A 19,649-nucleotide genomic window follows, 5' to 3' on the forward strand; every position below is an offset into this window, starting at 1 on the left:
TTATAATGTTTCTAGATGTTTGTTTCCCGAGGATAAGCATTTTTTAATTCAGAGATCCATAAATACAAAGAAAATCAGAAACGTGTTAACCAGTGGGGGAGAGTTATATTTAGTGTTAAGGGCCCAAGATGTTTTATTTTCCCTTACCTTGTTAAGCGGGAGTGTAATTAAGGGTTGTTCAAAGTTTCCAGAATATAGGGTTGTAATACCCAAGAATTTAGAAGAGTTTATAAAAAATGGAAGAAATGTTTTCTCTAAACATGTAATAGCAGTTGATAAACGAATAAGGGCTGGAGATGAGGTGATAGTTGTAAATGAAAATGACGAGTTAATAGCAATAGGTAAAGCTAAATTATCCGGAGAAGAAATGATGGAGTATAAAAGAGGTATGGCAGTTCACGTGAAAAAGAGGTGTACTAGATGAGTAATGTTAAGATAATAATAAAGAAAGACTTAAGTGAGCTAAAAGGTTCTACATTTATAACTGGATTTAGAACTATAGGGGAGGTAGGCTATTTAGCAATAAGACATTTAGCCTTAAAAAGAAAAATGGAAAGAATAGGGTATGTTGTAACTAAATATTATAGAGACGTCACGTTTGTAGATGATTACGGTATCGCAACACCTTTTGATATATTTTATGACAAGGATAAACATTTAGTACTATTACTTAATCATATTTTACCGTTTCAACGTGAGTGGAATGATTTCGCTTCACAAGTTATAAAATGGATTAAGAAATTATCGATTAATAATATACTTCTAGTAGGAGCACTAGATAAAAGGTATAAAGTTGGAAATGAGAGTTTAAAATGGCTAAAAACATCAAAATGCAGTTTGAATTTAGATTACCCTCAATTAGACAAACAATTACTAATGGTAGGTCCATTAGCTTTATTCACTTTACATTCTGAAATTGAAGACTTGCCAGCATTAGTTTTGTTACCATACGCAGATCGTGAAAGGACAGATCCAGTAGCAGCTGCAACTGCAATAGAAGTTTTAAATAAAATGCTTAGCTTAAACGTTAGTGTAGATGAATTATACGAAGAGGCAAAAAGAATAGAAGAGGATTTACAAAAACAAATGGAGTTATTGCAGAAAGAATTATCAAGAGGAAGTGCTGATAGAGTCTATATGTAAACCTAGTTTTTCACAGTTTACTAACTCTACTTTTTGGTAATTTTTACATCTTAAGAACGAAACGATTTTAGTTTTCATGTCTGCTATTACGTCTTCATCTATTTCGTTTGGAATCTCGAATTGAGATAGTGGATAAGAGTCCGAGACCTCTAACGGTATTAAACCAAAAAACGGTATCGCTATAAATATGTCACTACTATTATGATCAGTTATTCTTTCCTTTATACTTTTAATATAATCATAGGCAGTATCGCTTATCGCCTTATCATAGCAATATATAGCTACTTTATCTTTCTTTTGCACATACCTTTCCAAAAATCTCGAGTGACGTATGATTTCTGGCCTATGTAAAGAGTTATTATCAAATAAAAACAAACCTTTTGGATCTCCCCTTATTCTAGGGTCATATTTTTCTAAATAGTCTTTATATTTTATCAATCTTTTGAATGCAGAATATACTGCAGGATGAGAGTAAGCTTTTTCTTGAAGATATTCAAATAGTCTTCCTTCCTTAATTGCTTGTTTAGCTGCTTTGAATTCTTCTAAAATAGTATAAAGGTTATGAATAGCTAATGCTCTTGTTCTTTCTTCCTCATTCATTTCAAGTAAATCTTTAGGTGTGTATTTAGAACATATTGGACAAGAACATGGAAAATATTCTAAATCCTCTAATTTGTATACACGTGTCCTAGTAATATATCTATTATCTCTAGCATATATTATATATGAGGCAGAGTCAAAGCTATCTACTCCTAATGCTACTGCAAATGGAATGATATGAGGTAACCCTCCTCCGAATAAATGAAACGGAATTCCTCTTTTTATGTTAGATTTAGCAGTATAAATCATGTCAATTACGGTATCATACATGTACCGCTCTAAGAGAACTGTTGGACTACCAAGCGCAACCATATTGTATATGTCTTCAAATTTAGATAATCCTTCAGCAGAAGTCTTAACTAGATCAAGATATTTTCCTCCTTGTATCGGATATACCCAAATAATATTGTTATCTTGATTTTTTACTATGATTTTTGATGCTTCTTCTATTCTCTTTAAAGTTTCATATACTGTTATTTTAGCATTTTCATAATCATTTGTATTTCCGGTAGGTAAATCTAATATTACCCCAATGTCCGGTTTTATCTTGAGCTGATAATTCACTATCTCATAATTGGTTATTCCTATATCCCCATACTCTAGAATTTGATATGCTCCCGAATCCGTCATTATGATCATATCTTCAGAGTTTAGCTCCTTATGTATATCATCTTTTATATATTTATTTTTATATAATATATACGAATTTGTGATAAAATTTTTAAATCCCATATTTTTAATCTCATCTATTGATATTTCATCTTTTAATATACTAATTACTGGAAAGAATACTGGAGTTTCTAAGTTACCGCTTCTTGTTTTTAAGATTCCTATTCTTCCTGCCAAATCTTCGTATTTCACTTCAAATACGGTCATAGACCTAATTCCTTTTTCTTTTTATTTATATAATCGTTGTATAGATCGTAAATTCTTTGGGCCATTGGCCCACTTCCTTCTACTCCATTTTGTGATACTTTAATTCTCTCCAGAATTGTCACTACTCCTGTCTCTTCGTAAACTTTTATATCAGCTGGCCTTAAATTTAAGGATTTTTCAACTAATTCTGCAAACTCTCTTGGCTCAAATAGAGGAGGATTCTTAATTATTATCTCAGAAATTATATTTCCATTTATCATTAACTTATAGAAAGTGTTATTATTATCATCTTTAACATTTGTTAAACTAATAATAAATGGCGAAAGTTCATATGCATAAAGTTGACCAGTATACGTTTTTCCATTAGTTGTTTTTACAATAATAGTCTTATCTATTAGGTTATTCAATTCGCTCGAGATTCTTCTTCCACTACTCATATTATAGTCCCCAATAACGTTAATAAATTAAAACTTAAATAGTAATATGATGGAATCAAAGGCACAAGAAATAATTCTAAGTTGTGAAATAAATAGTATTGAAAGAGGTAGCCTAAAGAATTTATCCATAATACACATGTCTTGCAACGACTTTAATATAAGTTTTGATATAATTGATAATATCAATATATTTAGCCAAAAAGAAAAAGTGAAGGCTATCATTTCTAAAAATAGGCTATCATATACTAATGATGACTTCTGTGGACACGGCTATATAGTTACTGAGCTCAAAGATTCTTCTTCAAACAACGGAAATAGATATACAACGATAATTTCATTATTTGGATTGCTAGTAAAGATAATAAGCAATAAAGAAAGCTTTCTTAAAACACATCAATTAAATGTTATGGATCATATTTACTTCTGTGTGAAGAAAAATACTTAGTATGGGATGAATTTGTTTTCATAGTTTCCTTTCTTATCCATTATCGCTAAATCTATTCCATCTCCCGATGTGATATCACGTTCTATAGATGCTTTTATCGCCTTTGTTATTAATTGTGCTGCTATGTCTAAATTCATATTAGGATCATATTCAGATTCAAGAACTCCTATAGCGATCCTGGCTCCCGATCCCACTGCAGCGTAGTTATCTTCAATTAATGAACCTATAGGGTCTAATACATAAAGTTGTGGTCCTTTTTCATCCACTCCACCGAATAGAATCTCTGAAATGAACGGCATTACTTTATACTGATATAGTATTACTGAAAGTAATTTAGCTGCAGCGTGAACAGAAATTGGTTTACCAGTTGAAATCTCATAGTACTTTATTTCTACATTCATTATTCTCGTCAAAGTCTGTAAGTCGCCATATATTCCGGCCCCCGCCATGAGAAATTTACCTATTTTATGTACTTTCTTCGCTTGTTTACTTAGTACATAACCACCATAGCTTAATCGTCTTTCAGAAGCTAATACAATTCCATCATTTACCTTTAAACCAATAGCAGTTGCAGGCAATTCTTCCATGTTAGTTTACCCATAAATATACTTCTAAATGCCATTTATAACGTTTGTTTTATTGCATCTTCAATGTTCTCTAGTGGAACGGAAATCTGTTTTCGTGTAATTAAATTTCTAACAGTTATCATATTTTTCTCCAATTCTTGCTTACCTATTATTATCGCGACTTTAAATCCTTGTGAGGCGTAGTAAGGTAATAGCTTTGAAAGAGGCTGATCTTTAGTGTTTATTACTACCTTATATTCTTCTTTTCTTAATATCCTCGATACCATAAACATGGATGGAATTGTATCTTCTGACATGCCTATTACTATTACATTTACTGGTTCTTCAACTTTCAAGTCTTTAATTACTAATAAAGTTCTCTCAACTCCTATTGCAAATCCTATTGCAGGTGAGGGTAAGCCACCATAAAGTTCTATAAGTTTATCATATCTACCTCCTCCGGCAATACTAAACTGTACCGAGGGATGAAGAACCTCAAATATTAATCCAGTATAATATGCCAATCCTCTTACAAAACCTAAGTCAATCTTAAATTTTATATTTAAGTCGCTTAGAATCCTAGACAATCGAAATAGATATAAAAATTCACTTTTAATATCTAGTCTTGAAACTTCCTCTAATTCAGCTAGGGACTCTATATCTTCTAGCTTTGTATCCTTCTTAGTTAGAATCTTATAAAAAAAGTCTATTATATCTTTATTCTTTAGGTTTTTTTCAAGGATATCTAGAGCTTCGTTAATCTTGTTCTTATCTATTAGATGCAAGATGTGCTCTTGTAAATTATCTTCAATATTATATTTGTCCATTATTTTTCTAAATATGCCAATATTATTTATTTTAATAGTTATATCATTAGAAAGATTAAGCTTATCATAAAAATTATATAACAAGTCTAGTACTTCTAGATCAGCTAAGATAGAAGAATCACCTATCATCTCTATTCCAGCTTGTCTAAATTCTCTATATCTGCCATATTGCGGTTCATCATATCTATAAACGGTACCAAAGTAGAATAGTCTTATCGGCTTGGGTGAACTCTGTAAGTTTTGTATATAAGCTCTTGCTACACTTGGTGTTATTTCAGGCCTTAATGATAACTCTCTATCTGCCTTATCCTTAAACACATACATGGTTTCCCTTAACTCCTCCCCGCCCTTCAACGCAAACAGTTTAAATTCTTCTACTACTGGAGTTATAATTTCAGAATATCCATATTTTATTGCTAAGTCTCTGAAGGTAGATTCTAAATATCTAATTTTTTCTGCGTCGATTCCAATATAGTCTTTCATACCTCTTACTGTTTCAAATTTTGTCATGTTAAGTCACTTTGACATTTTTATCTCAGATATTGTGCAATATGTTACATCTCCATATTTATCAACAATTGAAAGATAAAGTTCTAAATTCATTGATTTCGACTGATGTAGTTTATCTAATATTTTCTTAAAACTTACCTTTTCATTTTCATCTACTATTAAAACCATAGCAGTATATTTTCCATTTTCCTTGTCCTTTATTATAAGCGATTGTTCATCTATACCGTCAATTGTAACTCTTCCTCTCTGCTTTAAGTCAACAAATACATCAACTTTATCCCAATTTACAAGATAAATGATCTCACTAGGTAACTGTTTAGATGAGCTTAATGCTAAATATATCTTCTCTAAAGTAGTTTCAGCTTTCTCAGACATTATAGTCACATTATCAAAAATAAGTATATTCCCCATAAAAGTTATTGTTTTCATATGGAATGTCCTGTATGTGGTTCAAACGAAATAGTTTGGGATAATAAGAACGGGGAAGTTGTATGTAGTAATTGTGGTATAATTATTGATAATATTTACTATAGTGGGCGAAATGAATCAGAGAGTACAGAGACAATCATAATAAGCAATAAGTTCTATAAAGATGATATCTTAATTAAAGAATTAAGAATTAAGACTTTCTTAAAGAAGAATCGTATTGAAAACAAGAAAACAGATCAATATGAAATTATCTTAAGATCTATGTTACTTGATGCTCAATATAAAAAAATATATAAAGTGTTATATGACGAGGGTATTTTGAGTGGTTTAAAAGCTAAAAGTAAACTAGGTCTTCTAATTTATTTTAGATTTGCATTAAATGATCGATATTTGCATCAATTGAAAGAATTTGGTATAAAAAATGAAAATCTTAGAAAAAGACTTAAAAGAATTAGTAGGAAACGTTTAACATTAATTTTCGATAAACTCAACGAAGAAAGTGATCGGATCTGATTTGAGTAAAATTTTTATATAACCTTTTTTTAAGACAGAGTGGAAGGTGCGTAAAATGGCAACAGCTACAGTTGCAACTACACCCGAAGGTATACCTGTAATAATTTTAAAAGAGGGATCAAGTAGAACATATGGAAAAGAAGCTTTAAGGGCTAATATTGCTGCAGTGAAAGCAATTGAAGAGGCATTAAAAAGCACCTATGGTCCACGTGGAATGGACAAGATGCTTGTTGATAGTTTAGGAGATATTACAATAACAAATGATGGAGCTACTATTCTTGATAAAATGGATTTACAACACCCAACAGGTAAGCTTTTAGTTCAGATAGCTAAAGGACAAGACGAGGAAACAGCTGATGGCACTAAAACTGCTGTAATTCTAGCTGGAGAATTAGCTAAAAAAGCAGAAGATCTTTTATATAAGGAGATTCATCCAACAATAATTGTAAGCGGATATAAGAAGGCAGAAGAGATTGCATTAAAGACCATCCAAGATATAGCACAACCGGTCAGCATAAATGATACTGACGTACTTAGGAAAGTAGCATTAACATCCTTAGGCAGTAAGGCAGTAGCAGGTGCACGAGAGTATTTGGCTGACCTTGTGGTTAAAGCAGTGGCACAAGTAGCAGAATTAAGAGGAGATAAGTGGTATGTTGATCTAGATAATGTACAAATAGTTAAAAAACATGGTGGTAGCATTAATGATACTCAATTAGTATACGGCATAGTAGTTGATAAGGAAGTTGTACATCCGGGCATGCCAAAGAGGATTGAAAATGCTAAGATAGCGCTTTTAGACGCTTCATTAGAAGTTGAGAAACCCGAATTGGATGCAGAAATAAGAATTAACGATCCAACACAGATGCACAAATTCTTAGAAGAAGAAGAAAACATATTGAAAGAAAAAGTAGATAAGATTGCAGCTACTGGTGCTAACGTTGTAATATGCCAGAAAGGTATCGATGAAGTTGCACAACACTATTTAGCTAAGAAAGGTATATTAGCTGTTAGGAGAGCCAAGAAGAGTGATTTAGAGAAATTAGCTAGAGCTACCGGAGGTAGAGTCATATCAAATATTGATGAATTAACTTCACAAGATCTAGGTTATGCCGCATTAGTGGAAGAGAGAAAAGTAGGAGAGGATAAGATGGTATTCGTAGAAGGTGCAAAGAATCCAAAATCAGTTAGTATACTAATAAGAGGAGGATTAGAGAGAGTAGTAGATGAGACTGAAAGAGCTCTTAGGGACGCTTTAGGTACAGTGGCAGATGTAATAAGGGATGGTAGAGCAGTAGCTGGTGGTGGAGCTGTTGAGATAGAGATAGCTAAGAGATTAAGAAAGTATGCCCCACAAGTTGGTGGCAAAGAGCAATTAGCAATTGAAGCATATGCTAATGCAATAGAAGGACTTATCATGATATTGGCGGAAAATGCAGGATTAGATCCTATAGACAAATTAATGCAATTAAGAAGCCTTCACGAGAATGAGACCAATAAATGGTATGGACTTAATTTATTTACTGGAAATCCAGAGGATATGTGGAAATTAGGTGTTATTGAACCGGCATTAGTGAAAATGAATGCAATTAAGGCTGCAACAGAAGCAGTAGCATTAGTGTTAAGAATAGACGATATTGTAGCAGCTGGAAAGAAGGGTGGAAGTGAGCCAGGCGGTAAGAAAGAGAAAGAAGAAAAGTCCTCTGAAGACTAAGACATTTTTTTAATTTTAATTATTATAGGAACTTTTAGATTTGGCGCGCTTATTACTGCCTCGCCTACGTCTAGTTTATCTAAACTTTGTGTAAGCCTTTCATCAAGTGATAACGTATCTCTAATAGCCTTCTTATCAATATCAGATTTTATTGAATGAATAATCTTGATATTTGTATTTTTTAACACATTCTGTGAAAGTAGTGAAGGCGATTGTGTAATAAAGCATAGGCCTATATTATATTTTCTGATCTCAGAGGCTAATCTATCTATAAATTCATTTCCTTCCTTATTGAAATAATTTTGAGCTTCATCTAGAATGACAAGAGTCTGTTGAGTTATCTTATATCTTATATAACTTTCCACTATAAGTTTTATTAGGAATAATGAATACAATTTCCTAAGTTTAAGATTCGAAATAAATCCTAAGTTTATGACTGTAGAAGTCATCAAATAGTCTGGGAACTCATTAAGGGAAATTTCATCTATAGTAGAAAATAATTTTGAAGCAGTCGGTATAAATAAGATAAATATTTTTCTAAGCAACGCATATTTTACGTCTCTCATCCAGTATGAGGTATCCTCAATATTATTAATAACTTCTAATAACTGATTAATTGAGAATTTTCTATAACTTTTTAGTTTTAATAATATAGTATAAAGTAAAAATCGTTGTGGATCTGTTAATTGTAAAACATCTCCAATAATATCTACTGTATCCTCTACGTCCAGATCTATCAAGTGCAACGGATTTATTTTTACTATAGTTTCCTCATCATAAACTCTAAAATCGTTTTTAAGGAATTGAGCATATTCACCATGCCAATCTAATATAATCACCTTAACACCTTTGGTGTGTAATTGAGAAGCTAAAAGTATCGCCGTATTTGTCTTTCCAGATCCAGTACTCCCAAATATGCCTATATGTCTTGTTATGTCCTTTACTCTTATACCTACCTTTGATGTTACTGTTCCATTAGTAGCCTCTCCTATCTCTACGTCAAAATCCTCAGATACAATATTATTAGAGTTAATAGGATTGGTGTAGGTTATCTCTGACACCGTTAAAAAAGGGTAGTTCCCAAAGGTCATTGGAATTGGAAGTACGTTTTTTGATGGTTGAATAACTTTAAACTCTAAATGCGGAGCTATGGCTTTTGCTAGCACCAATAAATTATTTACTTCTTCCATAAAACTATCTAGTCTTGTATCAGCAGAATTCTCTAATATCTTATAAATTATAATTGAAGAACCTAGTTTATTTTTTTCTACTATAGTGAATATTGTGAACTTAAATTCAGAATCTTTTCTGGCTATCGCATTTATAAAGTCTTTAAGTTCTTTTTCTATATCGTTTTTATTCGAAGTTGGTTCAATTTTACCTGTTATTTTCATAGCAACACCGCAAACGCAAGTATTGTCGTAAACGATTTGGAAGATTCCATTTTTTAGAATATATTTATTTATATGTAATTTTAAAGAATTTCTAAAAATAAACGAAATAATTATCACTATTATAATTGGTACCATGAAAAACACTAAGTTAATATTAATTAAATTATGAAACAGAATACCAATTCCCAGAACTATGAGTAATATAGGAACCCAAAGATTTTTATTCATCTTGTAACGAGTTTTATGATTATTAACTACAGCGAGTCGATTAAAAGTAATGCGTTCTTAGTTAAAATTAATCTTTCTTTATTTCCTACAATTTGATATGGTAAGTAGTCTTCTTTAGTACTAACAGCCTTTTTACATTCTATTAAATACAACTCATTCACCTTACCGATTTCACTTCTAATGTAATCTAATGCATCCTTTATTTGTTCATATGGTAATAGGAGAAGTAAGAAAAACATAGTTGGACTCTTTATCTTATTTCTAGTTGTATTATAGTTGAAGTATAAAAAGCAAGCTTGTCTTAGCACCCCTTCAAACGGTACGATAGGTAAGACTTGACTAACATAATTATTGTCGTTTTTAATTAAGTTATTAACTTTAGCAACGTCTATCTTATCTAACTTACTTACTTGAACCTTCGATATCTCTAACCACCATGATTTATGGGTATTATCTCAATGATATCATTTTCATTTAAAAATTGATCATTATATAATCTCCAGTCTTTTCCATTTATTAATATTAGAATTCCAGATTTTATTTGATTATTATGGTTCAATATTAGATGCTTCTCGCCATCTATCTTCAGTAATACATTGAAAAGTTCTTTATCACTGACGTCTATTTCTCTGCAATTAAGTTGAGAAACTAGTGGTCCCTTTAATATCACTTTCGGCATTCTAGATCTCTTCTGATATTTCCTCCTTCTCTTCAGTTGGAGAAGTCTCTTTTTCTTTCATGATTTTATAATACCTTGTAAGATATCCCGCTATTCTGTTCCTCACTTTCTTTGACTTTACATCAACATACCTAACAACTATTTGTTTATTTGTATTATAATCATCTTTTATTTCATCTTTATATTGGTTATATATCTCCTTTACTATTCTTTTTATATCTTTAGTGTATATATTACCCATTTGAATCACCTTATTCATGCGAACTTTCGTGTGAATATACGCTTGGTTTAGTTTTATACATATCTGTCTCTTTCTTAAATCTATTCTTTAACTTCTCTATTACTAATGGGAGTGTGGTGTACTCCATTTCTTGTGGCTCTAATCTATGAGGCATAAATGGGCCATGTTTCCTAATGTAATCTGCAATTATTACAGCTGTTCTCCTTACCTCATCAAATGCAGGATCATCAAATAAATCAGTAGGCCCTACTAGTTTCCCATTTTTGATGTTAAATCCTAAACCTACTAACCTAGGAGGACCATCGAACCTTGTGGCTCTCGCATCCTTTTGTGATACTGGCATAAGAGGTCCATAGTGACTACCTCTCATCCACCCCGGTACCAAATAAGGTACTGTAAATGCTTCTAAGATTTCTCCTAACGCAGGCAAACCGTGTTGAGCTCTTACTACCATAACTGGATCGTCTTTGCCTACGTATTTGCCAGCTATTAGATTCAATCTTTCTACAGAAACAACTGAGGCTTGTAAATTATCGGCCTTTCTATAAACTCTTCTAACAATGTATCTGCTAGGGGTTCCTATTAACGCAAGTAGATCGTAAGTCTCTTCTGGTGTGTTTAAAATTATTGACTCTCCTTCATATACATCTAAAACTTCAAATTTATATCCTTCATGCATGGTTGGATCTATTACTAGCCCAGCAGTATTGAATGGGTCTGCAAATATTTTATATAATGGTAGATTATATGCACCAGGCTCAGTCTTATCAGCCATAAAAATAACCACTGGTTCAGCAGGTCTCTCCTCAAATTCCATTTCAGCAATTCCAGGACCCATTCCTCTAAGATTTCCAGAAAAGGAATCTGAAAGCAAATCTTGCCCTGCAGCATATAATCCTAAATCCTTAGCTACTTTCGCAGCTTCTTTAAAGGCATTCCAGGCTGTTTCATGAACTTTAGTATCTAGTTCTCCTCTATTATGAGTCATTATTAATTGTAAATCGTCTCCAACATAAGTTATGTAATAATCGGAAATTACGTTATTCCTTTTAGCTTCTGCTAATATCTTATTAGCTGCAGCTATAGTATCAGGGTGAACAACATGATGTCCAGCTAGGCTTCCTATATCGGCTTTGATCACACTAAGTGTAGTTTTCATAATTTAATTTAGATATACATAACTAAAAATCTTACTGGGTAGAAAGAACCATGGAGTAATACTCTCCTCTTTCTTTCTGGACCCTATCTAAGTAACTTCCGATTTTATTTACTCTAGGTCTTCCAGTCTCAGCATCTCTTCTGAACGTTACCTCTAATTCTCTCAAAAATTCGTTCATTCCCGTTTTTAGTGTTACTGGAGATGTAGCAAATCCAGCTTTCTCTGGCTCTCCTTTGAAAACAATAATTCTATCCGCTATATAGTCATGTATTGAAAGATCATGATCTATGATAAAGGTTACTGCTTTTCTCTCTCTCACAACTCTCTTTATAGCTTTAGCAACGATATACCTCTCTTCGACATCAAGATAAGAAGAAGGTTCATCTAAAACATAAAGATCAGCCTCTTTCGCTAAAGTCGCTGCTATATACAATTTCTGTAACTCACCTCCACTTAGATCATTCACATTAGACTCTAGTAACCTATGTAAGTTAAGTCTCTTAGTTACTTCTTCGAAGAACCATGATGACGTAGAAAGTGTATCTTTGCTTACGTTTTCTAAGTACTGTTGAACAGTTCCATCGTAATTAGGTAAAATTCGTTGTGGTTTATAAGATAATATTTGTTTTTCAGGAGTTACAGAGCCTTCATCTGCTGAAATTTCACCAACTAATATTCTTGCAAAAGTTGTCTTTCCTATCCCGTTTGGTCCTAAAATTCCGATTATTTCTCCCTCTTTAGCCTCTCCTTCATTTACTACTAGCTGAAAATCACCTAACTTCTTGATTATCTTAGTCCATTTCATTTTTGTTTTTAGATCTTTAGAGAGATCTAAATCACTAATCTCTTTTAGCATAAACCTTATTTCGTCTGGTCTTATTTTCATATTTTCCGCTGGTAAATATCCTTTTAGAAAATTATTTATGCCAACTCTCGCTGCATAAGATTTTGATACCCTTCCATATACTGAACTTTCTCCATAAATTATGTGTATCAGATCTGTAAGATAATCTAAAACTATCAAGTCATGATCAACAACCATAACATATTTATTCTTTAATAATTCTCTAATTGCTTTAGCCATATTCATTCTTTCCCTAACATCTAGATAAAAGGAAGGTTCGTCAAATATATATATATCTGCTTCTCTTAATAGTGAAACAGCTATTAATAATCGTTGAAGACCTCCTCCAGAAAGTACATTAGCATCCTTATTCCAAAGATTAGCCATATTTAGAAGTTCTTTAACTTCATCTTTTTTCCCTCTTTCGTCTATCTTTGTCAAAATTTCGTTTACTGTACCTTTAAGGAATTTTGAAGCGTACTCAACGTATTGAATCTTATGTATTATTTTTAGCCCATTATTATATAATTCCTTAAAATAATTATATAATTCCTTACCTCTAAACTTTTTTAATACTTCATCCTTACCTAATTTGGAATTAGGATCACCAAAATTCGGAATTAATTCACCAGCCACTATTTTAAGCACTGTAGTTTTCCCTACTCCATTCTTTCCTAATACTCCTAATATCGTATTATTTTTAGGCGTTGGTAAGCCAAACAATTTAAATCCATTTACTTTGTATCTGTGTATAACCTCCCCTTCCAACTCGTCTGGCAAGTTTACAATCGATATCGCTTCGTATGGACATTTCTTCACACATATTCCACAACCTATACAGGTTTCTTCATAAATTACTGGTTTCCCTTTAACAATGTCCGATAGTTCTATTGCTTTTCCTCCAGATCTGTCAACAGGACAGAAGTTTATACATTCTAAGTTACATTTATCTGGCTTACAAAAGTCATAATTTATTACGGCAACTTTCACGAACACTCACCTACTATGTAAAAATATACTTGTTGTTAGAATACTCACATCCTATAAAATTACCCTCTATGTCATTTAATAAATCTTCCTCTACTTTTAATATTTTTCCTAATTTCAATCCTTCTCGAGAGATGACTGTAATAAGAAAACCCTTAATACAAAAACATTCTAACTTTTCTCTAAAAGGTCAAACTATAATTGATGAGAATTTCGAGATCATTCATGAAGCTAAGAGAACCCCTTATATATGGATATGAAACTTGCCTTATAATTTAAGAAGGTTTAGTGGCGTTAACACCTAAGAAGGCGAAGTTTTCTTCCTTACACCTTGCAGCTATACTATGCCTAACAGTTTAAAATATCGTATGAGGCATATTTATGTTGGACCCGTAGCTCAGCCAGGATAGAGCACTGGCCTCCGGAGCCGGTGGTCCCGGGTTCAAATCCCGGCGGGTCCGCATACTACATTTTTTGGGTTCAGATTAAGATTTGTAAATCTTTATTAAAAAGATAATTTAATGTTAAATAATGGGATAGTGTCGTCGTTAAGCTACAAATTCTGGGATTAACCTTCTCTCCCATAAGACTAGGGCTATGGAGTACATCATGGTGCGAATGCTCCTATTTACTGCCTTCGTTGCTCTCTTGAATCTAATTAGCCTATCCCTTAATGAGGAATGAAAGGACTCGTTCGGGTTAACTGGCGAGACAACCGTGTGGTCTTTCAACCAGAAGTACAAGTTATAATCATCGCTCACCCATCTACCCTCGTCAGGCAAATACTTTTTGACCTCAAGGAAAGTACTCTCATCCCTATCCCCCACAGAGTAAATGAGGTAAACTCCCAGCTTCGTGTACACGTAACAAGTGAAAACCCACTTGTAAAAAGCCCTAGCATTCTTGTACAAGTAAGTCCACATCTCATCAACAACCTTAGCAACAACCTTACCCTTGACCAGCTCCTTAGCCCTACCCCACAACTCAACCAACTTCTCATGCTTTTTCCTACCATAACGCTTAATCCAAGTGAAAACAGTACCAAGAGGTACGTTAAGCACCCTAGAAATAGCCCTCATACTCATACCATTAGCATACATTCTCAAAGCCTCCTCCCTCAACTTCCTAGAATGATGATGATAACTAGCATCACCCAAGAAGTACTTACCACAATCCCTACACAAAAACTTCTGCCTACCCAAAGGCCTACCACACTTAACAACATGATGACTACCACAAGAGGGACAAGAAACGTCTTGCCTAAATACAGGCTTCCTACCCATAAGTAATACTCGTTATACAAATATAAATAACTTAACGACGACACTACCAATAATGGTACACTCTCTACTCTCTAAGTTTTATGAGAAATTCACGATTGCCCATTATACCATAAATAGCTAAGCTTATCACAGTTTTTATTAAAATCTTTATATATTGCGACTAAAAATAAAATATTAAGTAAAAACTATTTCAACTTAACTCTACTCCTTTGGTTTCTGGTATTAAAAGTAGAGTTATAATACACGATACTAGTGCAATTGTTGAGTATACTGCTAGTAATGCAGGGAGTCCAAATTTGGCTAATAGCAGAGGAAATGCTGTAATACTAAAAGCTGCGGCTAGTCTATCTGCTGCCACACTAATAGCTTGGCTGGTCCCCCTAACTTTGGTTGGAACTAACTCTGAAGTTAGCATTGCTGACCCTATTATAGATGCGGGTCCAATTGCTGATGATAAATAGTTCATAAGATAAAATAATAGACCCAACAATGCCGCCTCTCCGGTTAAACTTTCTGCTGCTTTTAACGGATTACTTATATGTATGCTAAGTCCAAAGTAATACGGATTCATGAGAAGCATTGTATACATGAAAAGCCAAAACGCAACACCAGCATAACCTATCACAATTAATGGTTTTCTTCCTATTTTGTCCACTAGATAAATGCTTATTATCTGACCCGGTAAACCTGCAAGAAACTGTGCCAAATATGTGAATTCTATGGGATTTAGGCCTAAGTTTCCCGCTATGGTTATTGGCCCGTAGATCGCAAACGTAGAGGAATATATATCGTAAAGAAGCCAGAGTATAGAAGATATAATTGTAATTCCTATAGCTGATATGAATCTTTTTGAGAATGGAACTTCATCTAAAGAAATTGTAATTTTACTTTTTATTTCGTTTTCCAACTTTTTTAATTCTTCTCGCTTTGGTTTAATTCTAGTCAAGAATTTATATGTTTCAGGGAGTTTTCTCCTTAGGTAAAATACAGAAACTGCTGGGAGGATTCCCATAAACAATACTATTCTCCATATGAGATCATTCCCTATGTTAATTAACAGCAAGATTTGTTCGATAAATGCTGCGGCAACTGCACCCATTCCCCAAAGTACTGCAAATGTTATTATCATTCGTTTTCCTCTATTTTTGGGATTTGAATTCTCTGCAGTAATTATAGGAGAAAGAACATAATCTGCTCCAATTCCAAAACCTAAGATTATTCTAGACATAGCTAACTCTGTAAAATTCGTTGATATCGACTGAAATAGTATTCCTAGACTCATTAAAGCTACATCGAGACCATAGATGAACTTTCTTCCTAGTTTATCTGATAAAAAGCCTAATAGAATTGCAGAAACTGCTGCACCATAATACGCACTAGCTATAACTATTCCTTCCTCAAGCCCATTTAATAAAAATTCCTTTTGTATATAATAGAAAACTAAAGAGATCGCGTAAAGTTCATACCCATCAGTAAATACTCCCATACCCGCTGTCAAGACGCTCTTGAATTCTAATGTGGAAAAATTCGTTTTATTATAGTCCATTTCGTGTTGTATGTATTTTGTTGAGATTATAAGAGTATCTAGAATTAGTATATACCAAGTGATAATATGTGCGGACCCGCCGGGATTTGAACCCGGGACCGCCGGCTATCCCCCTTAGACGCTAGAAGGCCGGCGCTCCGTCCTGGCTGAGCTACGGGTCCAACATAAAATGAGAATTCAATAAAATAAGATTTTCTCATTCTTTTATTCGTACTCTCTCCATACTTTACCACATTTTGTGCACTTATAAAATCTAGTTGGTGGCTCATCTGCCCTTCTAGTTTGCAATATCCAGAAGTAGGCTTCGTCATTTTTACATGAAGGACATAGAACACCTTTTATTTTTTGAGCCCCACTGGGCATTTCCTCCTCCTCTAATATTAACGTTTTTTCTTTAATACTGTGTTTTACTTTGCTTGTCACTACTATTGTTGTCTCTGGAACCTCCTCTTCATAACCACATTTCGTGCATCTATATATGTTCTTACCATTGGATTTCTTTGGGACCATCATAGAGTTACATTTGGGACAGAACTTCATTAATACCACGCTACAAGCTTAACCATTTACTTTATCTATATTTAACTTTTCTGATAGTTTCTTTATGAGATTTTCACATATTTTCTCTGGTTCTTGTTCTTTAAAGTTTTCACCAATTCCGATATTAGAATATCTGATTTCATCAATTATGGAAGATGTAGCTATTTGCTTAATTAGATTCTCCTCATTTATATCTAAAAATAGCTTTTCTAAGAAATTACCCCTAAATATACATATTGCATACAAACAATCGACTTTAACTAATATTGCTATCCTTGTCTCCTTTTTCACTTACTTAATCCCTTTATTTCGTCTATATAATGTGAGGCCATTACTCTTACAGTTTCGATAGCTTTTAGTAAAGCATCTTTAGGAGCTATTGAACCATCAGTTAGTATTTTAACTATTATTTTATCAGTTAGGGGATGCGGTTGATAATATGAAGCAAAACTTACACCACTAATTTTCCTCAAGGTACCCGCAATTAAGTTACCTAACGTATGATCTTCCCCTTCTATCTCTAATTCTAAGTAATTTCTTTCACTTTTTAGTATTTTAATTTCCACCTTTCTTCACCATATAAGATCCTATTTTTCGTTGTTCAATATTTCCGCATCTCTGACATTTTAAATTATTTTCGTCTTGCTTGATCAATAAGTATCCACATCTTGAGCATCTAGCATAAATAACTCCAAGATCTTTCATCTTAATAGTTAAAGCTAAAGGAAAAGTGTATGAAAGTAATTTAGCTTTAATTAAGTCTCCGATTTTTATAGCATCTGTTATACTATTAAGTTTTTTATTACTTATTTGAGAGATATGTAAGTAAGCCGAAATTGATGACGCAAGACTTTTCTCCTCGATACCTACTATTGAAACTAGTGCTGAATCTTCTTTAATAGAATTTACAATACCGATCACGTATTTAGCCTTCTTTAAGTGTTGAAGTATGATTTTCTTAAATCCCAGTACGTTACTTTTCCTATTTAGCATATCATAAAAGATTTTTCCTACAACCGCAGCTCTAACTATACCATTTTGTTCATACGTACCGTCGCCAGCTATAAATTCTTCAATCACTGCTAGCTCTTCTCCGGGTAAGGTTAATTCACCTTGAACTCTCATTTACTTCACCATGGGAAAATATAGGGTTCCAGACTATTATTTATGATCATTTTGGCCTCTCCAGGTGTTAACACTGGCTTTTCATAGTTATATAGATCATCTATGGGCAATCTAGGGCAAGATGTAACTAAAAATACATCTATATAGCTTCTATCTAGATTTCTAAGTACATCTTGTGTTAACACTTTATTTGTTACTATAAAAACATCATAGCCTTTTTTAGTTAGCTCATCATAGAAGTATTTTATCATATTTGGTCTATTTTGCCCAACCTTAACACCTTGTATAATTACCCAAGTGCGTTTATCCATTGCTTGTAGGATTTTACCATATCTAACTTTTAGTATCTTCCTAACCTCGTTTGTTATATCCTCACTTTTCTGTAAATACGGATCAAGTTTTATAGTCGGTTTATTTGTAGCTAATCCTAAACCTAAAGCATGAAATAGTCCACCTGATACAATAACATATGTATCTGCTTCTACTTCGGCTGCTTTGTAGTCACAGCCTAAAATTTGACCATTAAACATAAATCTATTAGATGGCTTGCCTATGACTACATCGTATCCCTTATCTTCTAAGAAAGACTTAATTTTGGACACTAATCTTACGTGCTGTAAGGTTGCTGTTAATGAGATTTTTCTTCCATTATATTTACTGATATCATTTTCTAAAGATTGAAGAACACTTTCAGAAATATTCAAATTACTTTCAGCATTAATAAATATCGTAGGAAACTTAGGATAGTACCACGTATAAGGGGTATGACCGAAATGAATTATTAGGTCAGCATTTACTTGTTGGGCTTCATCCTCAGCTATGTCACAAGCCCCCCAACTAGGTTCACCAGATATTATAAAATCAACGTTAGGTAGCTTTTCCTTTAACTTCTTTACTATATCTATAGAAAAATACTTCAATCCTTCGGGAAATTGTAAAAGAACCCGTTTTGCGTCCTTTTCACGTATTTCCTTCACTACACGTTCTTCTTCAAAATTATAGCTCAACTTTGAACCTCCTGTCTTATGGGCCTTAATGGAATGATCTCAATTCTAGTACGCAAAGGTAACTTCTTTGATGCTATCTTTAACGCCTCTTTTGCAAAGTCTAGATGTTCCTTCTTAACTTTTACTACAATTAAAATTTCTCCTAATTTTTCAATCCTAGCAGCAGTACCAATTGGTGTACCAAAAGACAATCTCATTCCGTCCTGTAATCTATCAGCTCCAGCAAACGCCATCATTTTATTCTCTCTTAATACATGATGGGGGTACTTTAAGATCCACATAAAGAACGAAGTTTCACTTCCAGTTCTCTTAGTTAATGTCTTTAGAGTAATAGTCCTAACAGCTTCCAAAGCATTATGCCTTATTTGCCCTATCTCAGTAGTAATTAACCTAACTTCATAGTCATAATCTCCATTTGGATTTCCAGATGTAAATTTAGTTATCTTTGGTTGTGGAATACCAGGGATGTATTCTTTCCTGGTATATGCAGGACCGGAGAAATGTCTATAACATCTTCCAGGTCGTAGTGGCATTTAACCTCACGATATAGACTTTT

Annotated in this window: 24 protein-coding genes and 2 tRNA genes; 6 read left to right on the forward strand and 20 right to left on the reverse strand. The window is 33.2% G+C overall.

Annotation, left to right across the window (positions count from 1 at the left end):
- Positions 1-19: 19 nt before the first annotated feature.
- Together YN1551_RS04740 and YN1551_RS04745 are read left to right on the forward strand one after the other, a co-directional pair.
- Positions 20-424, forward strand: a complete 405-nt coding sequence (locus tag YN1551_RS04740; RefSeq protein WP_012714002.1) for a PUA domain-containing protein — start codon at positions 20-22, stop codon at positions 422-424.
- Positions 421-1,143, forward strand: a complete 723-nt coding sequence (locus tag YN1551_RS04745) for a proteasome assembly chaperone family protein (RefSeq protein WP_012711832.1) — start codon at positions 421-423, stop codon at positions 1,141-1,143. The genes YN1551_RS04740 and YN1551_RS04745 overlap by 4 nt, the downstream gene beginning before the upstream one ends.
- On the opposite strand, the gene tgtA is transcribed toward YN1551_RS04745, so the two are convergent.
- A complete protein-coding gene (tgtA, locus tag YN1551_RS04750) occupies positions 1,111-2,619 on the reverse strand; it encodes a tRNA guanosine(15) transglycosylase TgtA (RefSeq protein ID WP_012717292.1) in 1,509 nt (502 codons plus the stop codon). The genes YN1551_RS04745 and tgtA overlap by 33 nt on opposite strands.
- On the reverse strand, positions 2,616-3,056 hold the full coding sequence (locus tag YN1551_RS04755) for an Lsm family RNA-binding protein (RefSeq protein WP_012714001.1): 441 nt from the start codon (positions 3,054-3,056) through the stop codon (positions 2,616-2,618). The genes tgtA and YN1551_RS04755 overlap by 4 nt, the downstream gene beginning before the upstream one ends.
- Positions 3,057-3,102: 46 nt before the next feature.
- Here YN1551_RS04755 and YN1551_RS04760 point away from each other — a divergent pair, with 46 nt between their 5' ends.
- On the forward strand, positions 3,103-3,501 hold the full coding sequence (locus YN1551_RS04760; protein WP_012717293.1) for a DNA-directed RNA polymerase subunit G: 399 nt from the start codon (positions 3,103-3,105) through the stop codon (positions 3,499-3,501).
- Here YN1551_RS04760 and psmB read toward each other — a convergent pair.
- The 3 genes from psmB to YN1551_RS04775 are packed head-to-tail and all read right to left on the reverse strand — an operon-like array spanning position 3,498 to position 5,833.
- Positions 3,498-4,088, reverse strand: a complete 591-nt coding sequence (gene psmB, locus YN1551_RS04765) for an archaeal proteasome endopeptidase complex subunit beta (RefSeq protein WP_012711828.1) — start codon at positions 4,086-4,088, stop codon at positions 3,498-3,500. The genes YN1551_RS04760 and psmB overlap by 4 nt on opposite strands.
- Positions 4,089-4,123: 35 nt before the next feature.
- Positions 4,124-5,404 carry a histidine--tRNA ligase gene (hisS, locus tag YN1551_RS04770; protein WP_012717294.1) on the reverse strand — a complete coding sequence of 427 codons (1,281 nt, stop codon included), beginning with the start codon at positions 5,402-5,404 and terminating at the stop codon, positions 4,124-4,126.
- Between the two features lie 6 nt (positions 5,405-5,410).
- Complete coding sequence (locus YN1551_RS04775; RefSeq protein WP_012717295.1) at positions 5,411-5,833, reverse strand: tRNA-splicing endonuclease; 423 nt, start codon at positions 5,831-5,833, stop codon at positions 5,411-5,413.
- Here YN1551_RS04775 and YN1551_RS04780 point away from each other — a divergent pair, their 5' ends adjacent.
- Complete coding sequence (locus YN1551_RS04780) at positions 5,834-6,346, forward strand: TFIIB-type zinc ribbon-containing protein (protein ID WP_012711825.1); 513 nt, start codon at positions 5,834-5,836, stop codon at positions 6,344-6,346.
- Between the two features lie 55 nt (positions 6,347-6,401).
- Positions 6,402-8,060, forward strand: a complete 1,659-nt coding sequence (gene thsB, locus YN1551_RS04785; protein ID WP_012711824.1) for a thermosome subunit beta — start codon at positions 6,402-6,404, stop codon at positions 8,058-8,060.
- Here thsB and YN1551_RS04790 read toward each other — a convergent pair.
- From YN1551_RS04790 to YN1551_RS04815, 6 genes are all read right to left on the reverse strand, one after another.
- Positions 8,057-9,682 carry an ATP-binding protein gene (locus YN1551_RS04790; RefSeq protein WP_012717296.1) on the reverse strand — a complete coding sequence of 542 codons (1,626 nt, stop codon included), beginning with the start codon at positions 9,680-9,682 and terminating at the stop codon, positions 8,057-8,059. The two genes, thsB and YN1551_RS04790, sit on opposite strands and share 4 nt — an antisense overlap.
- Before the next feature lie 26 nt (positions 9,683-9,708).
- Positions 9,709-9,990: a hypothetical protein gene (locus YN1551_RS04795; protein WP_012713999.1), complete on the reverse strand. Its 282-nt coding sequence runs from the start codon at positions 9,988-9,990 to the stop codon at positions 9,709-9,711.
- Between the two features lie 119 nt (positions 9,991-10,109).
- Positions 10,110-10,361 carry a hypothetical protein gene (locus YN1551_RS04800; RefSeq protein WP_012713998.1) on the reverse strand — a complete coding sequence of 84 codons (252 nt, stop codon included), beginning with the start codon at positions 10,359-10,361 and terminating at the stop codon, positions 10,110-10,112.
- Between the two features lies 1 nt (position 10,362).
- Positions 10,363-10,602: a 30S ribosomal protein S17e gene (locus tag YN1551_RS04805; protein ID WP_012711820.1), complete on the reverse strand. Its 240-nt coding sequence runs from the start codon at positions 10,600-10,602 to the stop codon at positions 10,363-10,365.
- 10 nt (positions 10,603-10,612) lie between these two features.
- On the reverse strand, positions 10,613-11,761 hold the full coding sequence (fbp, locus tag YN1551_RS04810) for a fructose-1,6-bisphosphate aldolase/phosphatase (RefSeq protein ID WP_012713997.1): 1,149 nt from the start codon (positions 11,759-11,761) through the stop codon (positions 10,613-10,615).
- A 31-nt stretch (positions 11,762-11,792) separates the two neighbouring features.
- Positions 11,793-13,601 (reverse strand): ribosome biogenesis/translation initiation ATPase RLI, encoded by a 1,809-nt coding sequence (locus YN1551_RS04815; RefSeq protein WP_012717297.1) that lies wholly within the window; start codon positions 13,599-13,601, stop codon positions 11,793-11,795.
- Between the two features lie 377 nt (positions 13,602-13,978).
- Here YN1551_RS04815 and YN1551_RS04820 point away from each other — a divergent pair.
- Positions 13,979-14,053, forward strand: a tRNA-Arg gene (locus YN1551_RS04820).
- An 87-nt stretch (positions 14,054-14,140) separates the two neighbouring features.
- Here YN1551_RS04820 and YN1551_RS04825 read toward each other — a convergent pair.
- The 9 genes from YN1551_RS04825 to YN1551_RS04865 all read right to left on the reverse strand — a co-directional run bounded on the left by YN1551_RS04825 (position 14,141) and on the right by YN1551_RS04865 (position 19,626).
- Positions 14,141-14,875: an IS1-like element ISC796 family transposase gene (locus YN1551_RS04825; RefSeq protein ID WP_012715555.1), complete on the reverse strand. Its 735-nt coding sequence runs from the start codon at positions 14,873-14,875 to the stop codon at positions 14,141-14,143.
- Positions 14,876-15,065: 190 nt separating this feature from the next.
- Positions 15,066-16,421, reverse strand: coding sequence for an MFS transporter (locus tag YN1551_RS04830; protein WP_012717299.1), 1,356 nt, complete (start codon positions 16,419-16,421; stop codon positions 15,066-15,068).
- Positions 16,422-16,492: 71 nt separating this feature from the next.
- Positions 16,493-16,582: transfer RNA gene (locus YN1551_RS04835), tRNA-Arg, on the reverse strand.
- Positions 16,583-16,625: 43 nt separating this feature from the next.
- Positions 16,626-16,961 carry a transcription factor S gene (locus YN1551_RS04840; protein WP_012717300.1) on the reverse strand — a complete coding sequence of 112 codons (336 nt, stop codon included), beginning with the start codon at positions 16,959-16,961 and terminating at the stop codon, positions 16,626-16,628.
- An 18-nt stretch (positions 16,962-16,979) separates the two neighbouring features.
- A complete protein-coding gene (locus YN1551_RS04845) occupies positions 16,980-17,252 on the reverse strand; it encodes a hypothetical protein (RefSeq protein ID WP_012711785.1) in 273 nt (90 codons plus the stop codon).
- Positions 17,249-17,527, reverse strand: coding sequence for a DNA-directed RNA polymerase subunit L (locus YN1551_RS04850; protein ID WP_012711784.1), 279 nt, complete (start codon positions 17,525-17,527; stop codon positions 17,249-17,251). The genes YN1551_RS04845 and YN1551_RS04850 overlap by 4 nt, the downstream gene beginning before the upstream one ends.
- Positions 17,517-18,086, reverse strand: a complete 570-nt coding sequence (locus YN1551_RS04855) for an exosome complex RNA-binding protein Csl4 (protein WP_012717301.1) — start codon at positions 18,084-18,086, stop codon at positions 17,517-17,519. The genes YN1551_RS04850 and YN1551_RS04855 overlap by 11 nt, the downstream gene beginning before the upstream one ends.
- Positions 18,087-18,091: 5 nt before the next feature.
- Positions 18,092-19,093, reverse strand: a complete 1,002-nt coding sequence (gene dph2, locus YN1551_RS04860) for a diphthamide biosynthesis enzyme Dph2 (RefSeq protein WP_012717302.1) — start codon at positions 19,091-19,093, stop codon at positions 18,092-18,094.
- Complete coding sequence (locus YN1551_RS04865; RefSeq protein WP_012711781.1) at positions 19,090-19,626, reverse strand: 50S ribosomal protein L16; 537 nt, start codon at positions 19,624-19,626, stop codon at positions 19,090-19,092. The genes dph2 and YN1551_RS04865 overlap by 4 nt, the downstream gene beginning before the upstream one ends.
- Between the last annotated feature and the right edge of the window lie 23 nt (positions 19,627-19,649).

Source organism: Sulfolobus islandicus Y.N.15.51, assembly GCF_000022485.1.
In the GTDB taxonomy this organism is placed as follows: Archaea; Thermoproteota; Thermoprotei_A; order Sulfolobales; family Sulfolobaceae; genus Saccharolobus; species Saccharolobus islandicus.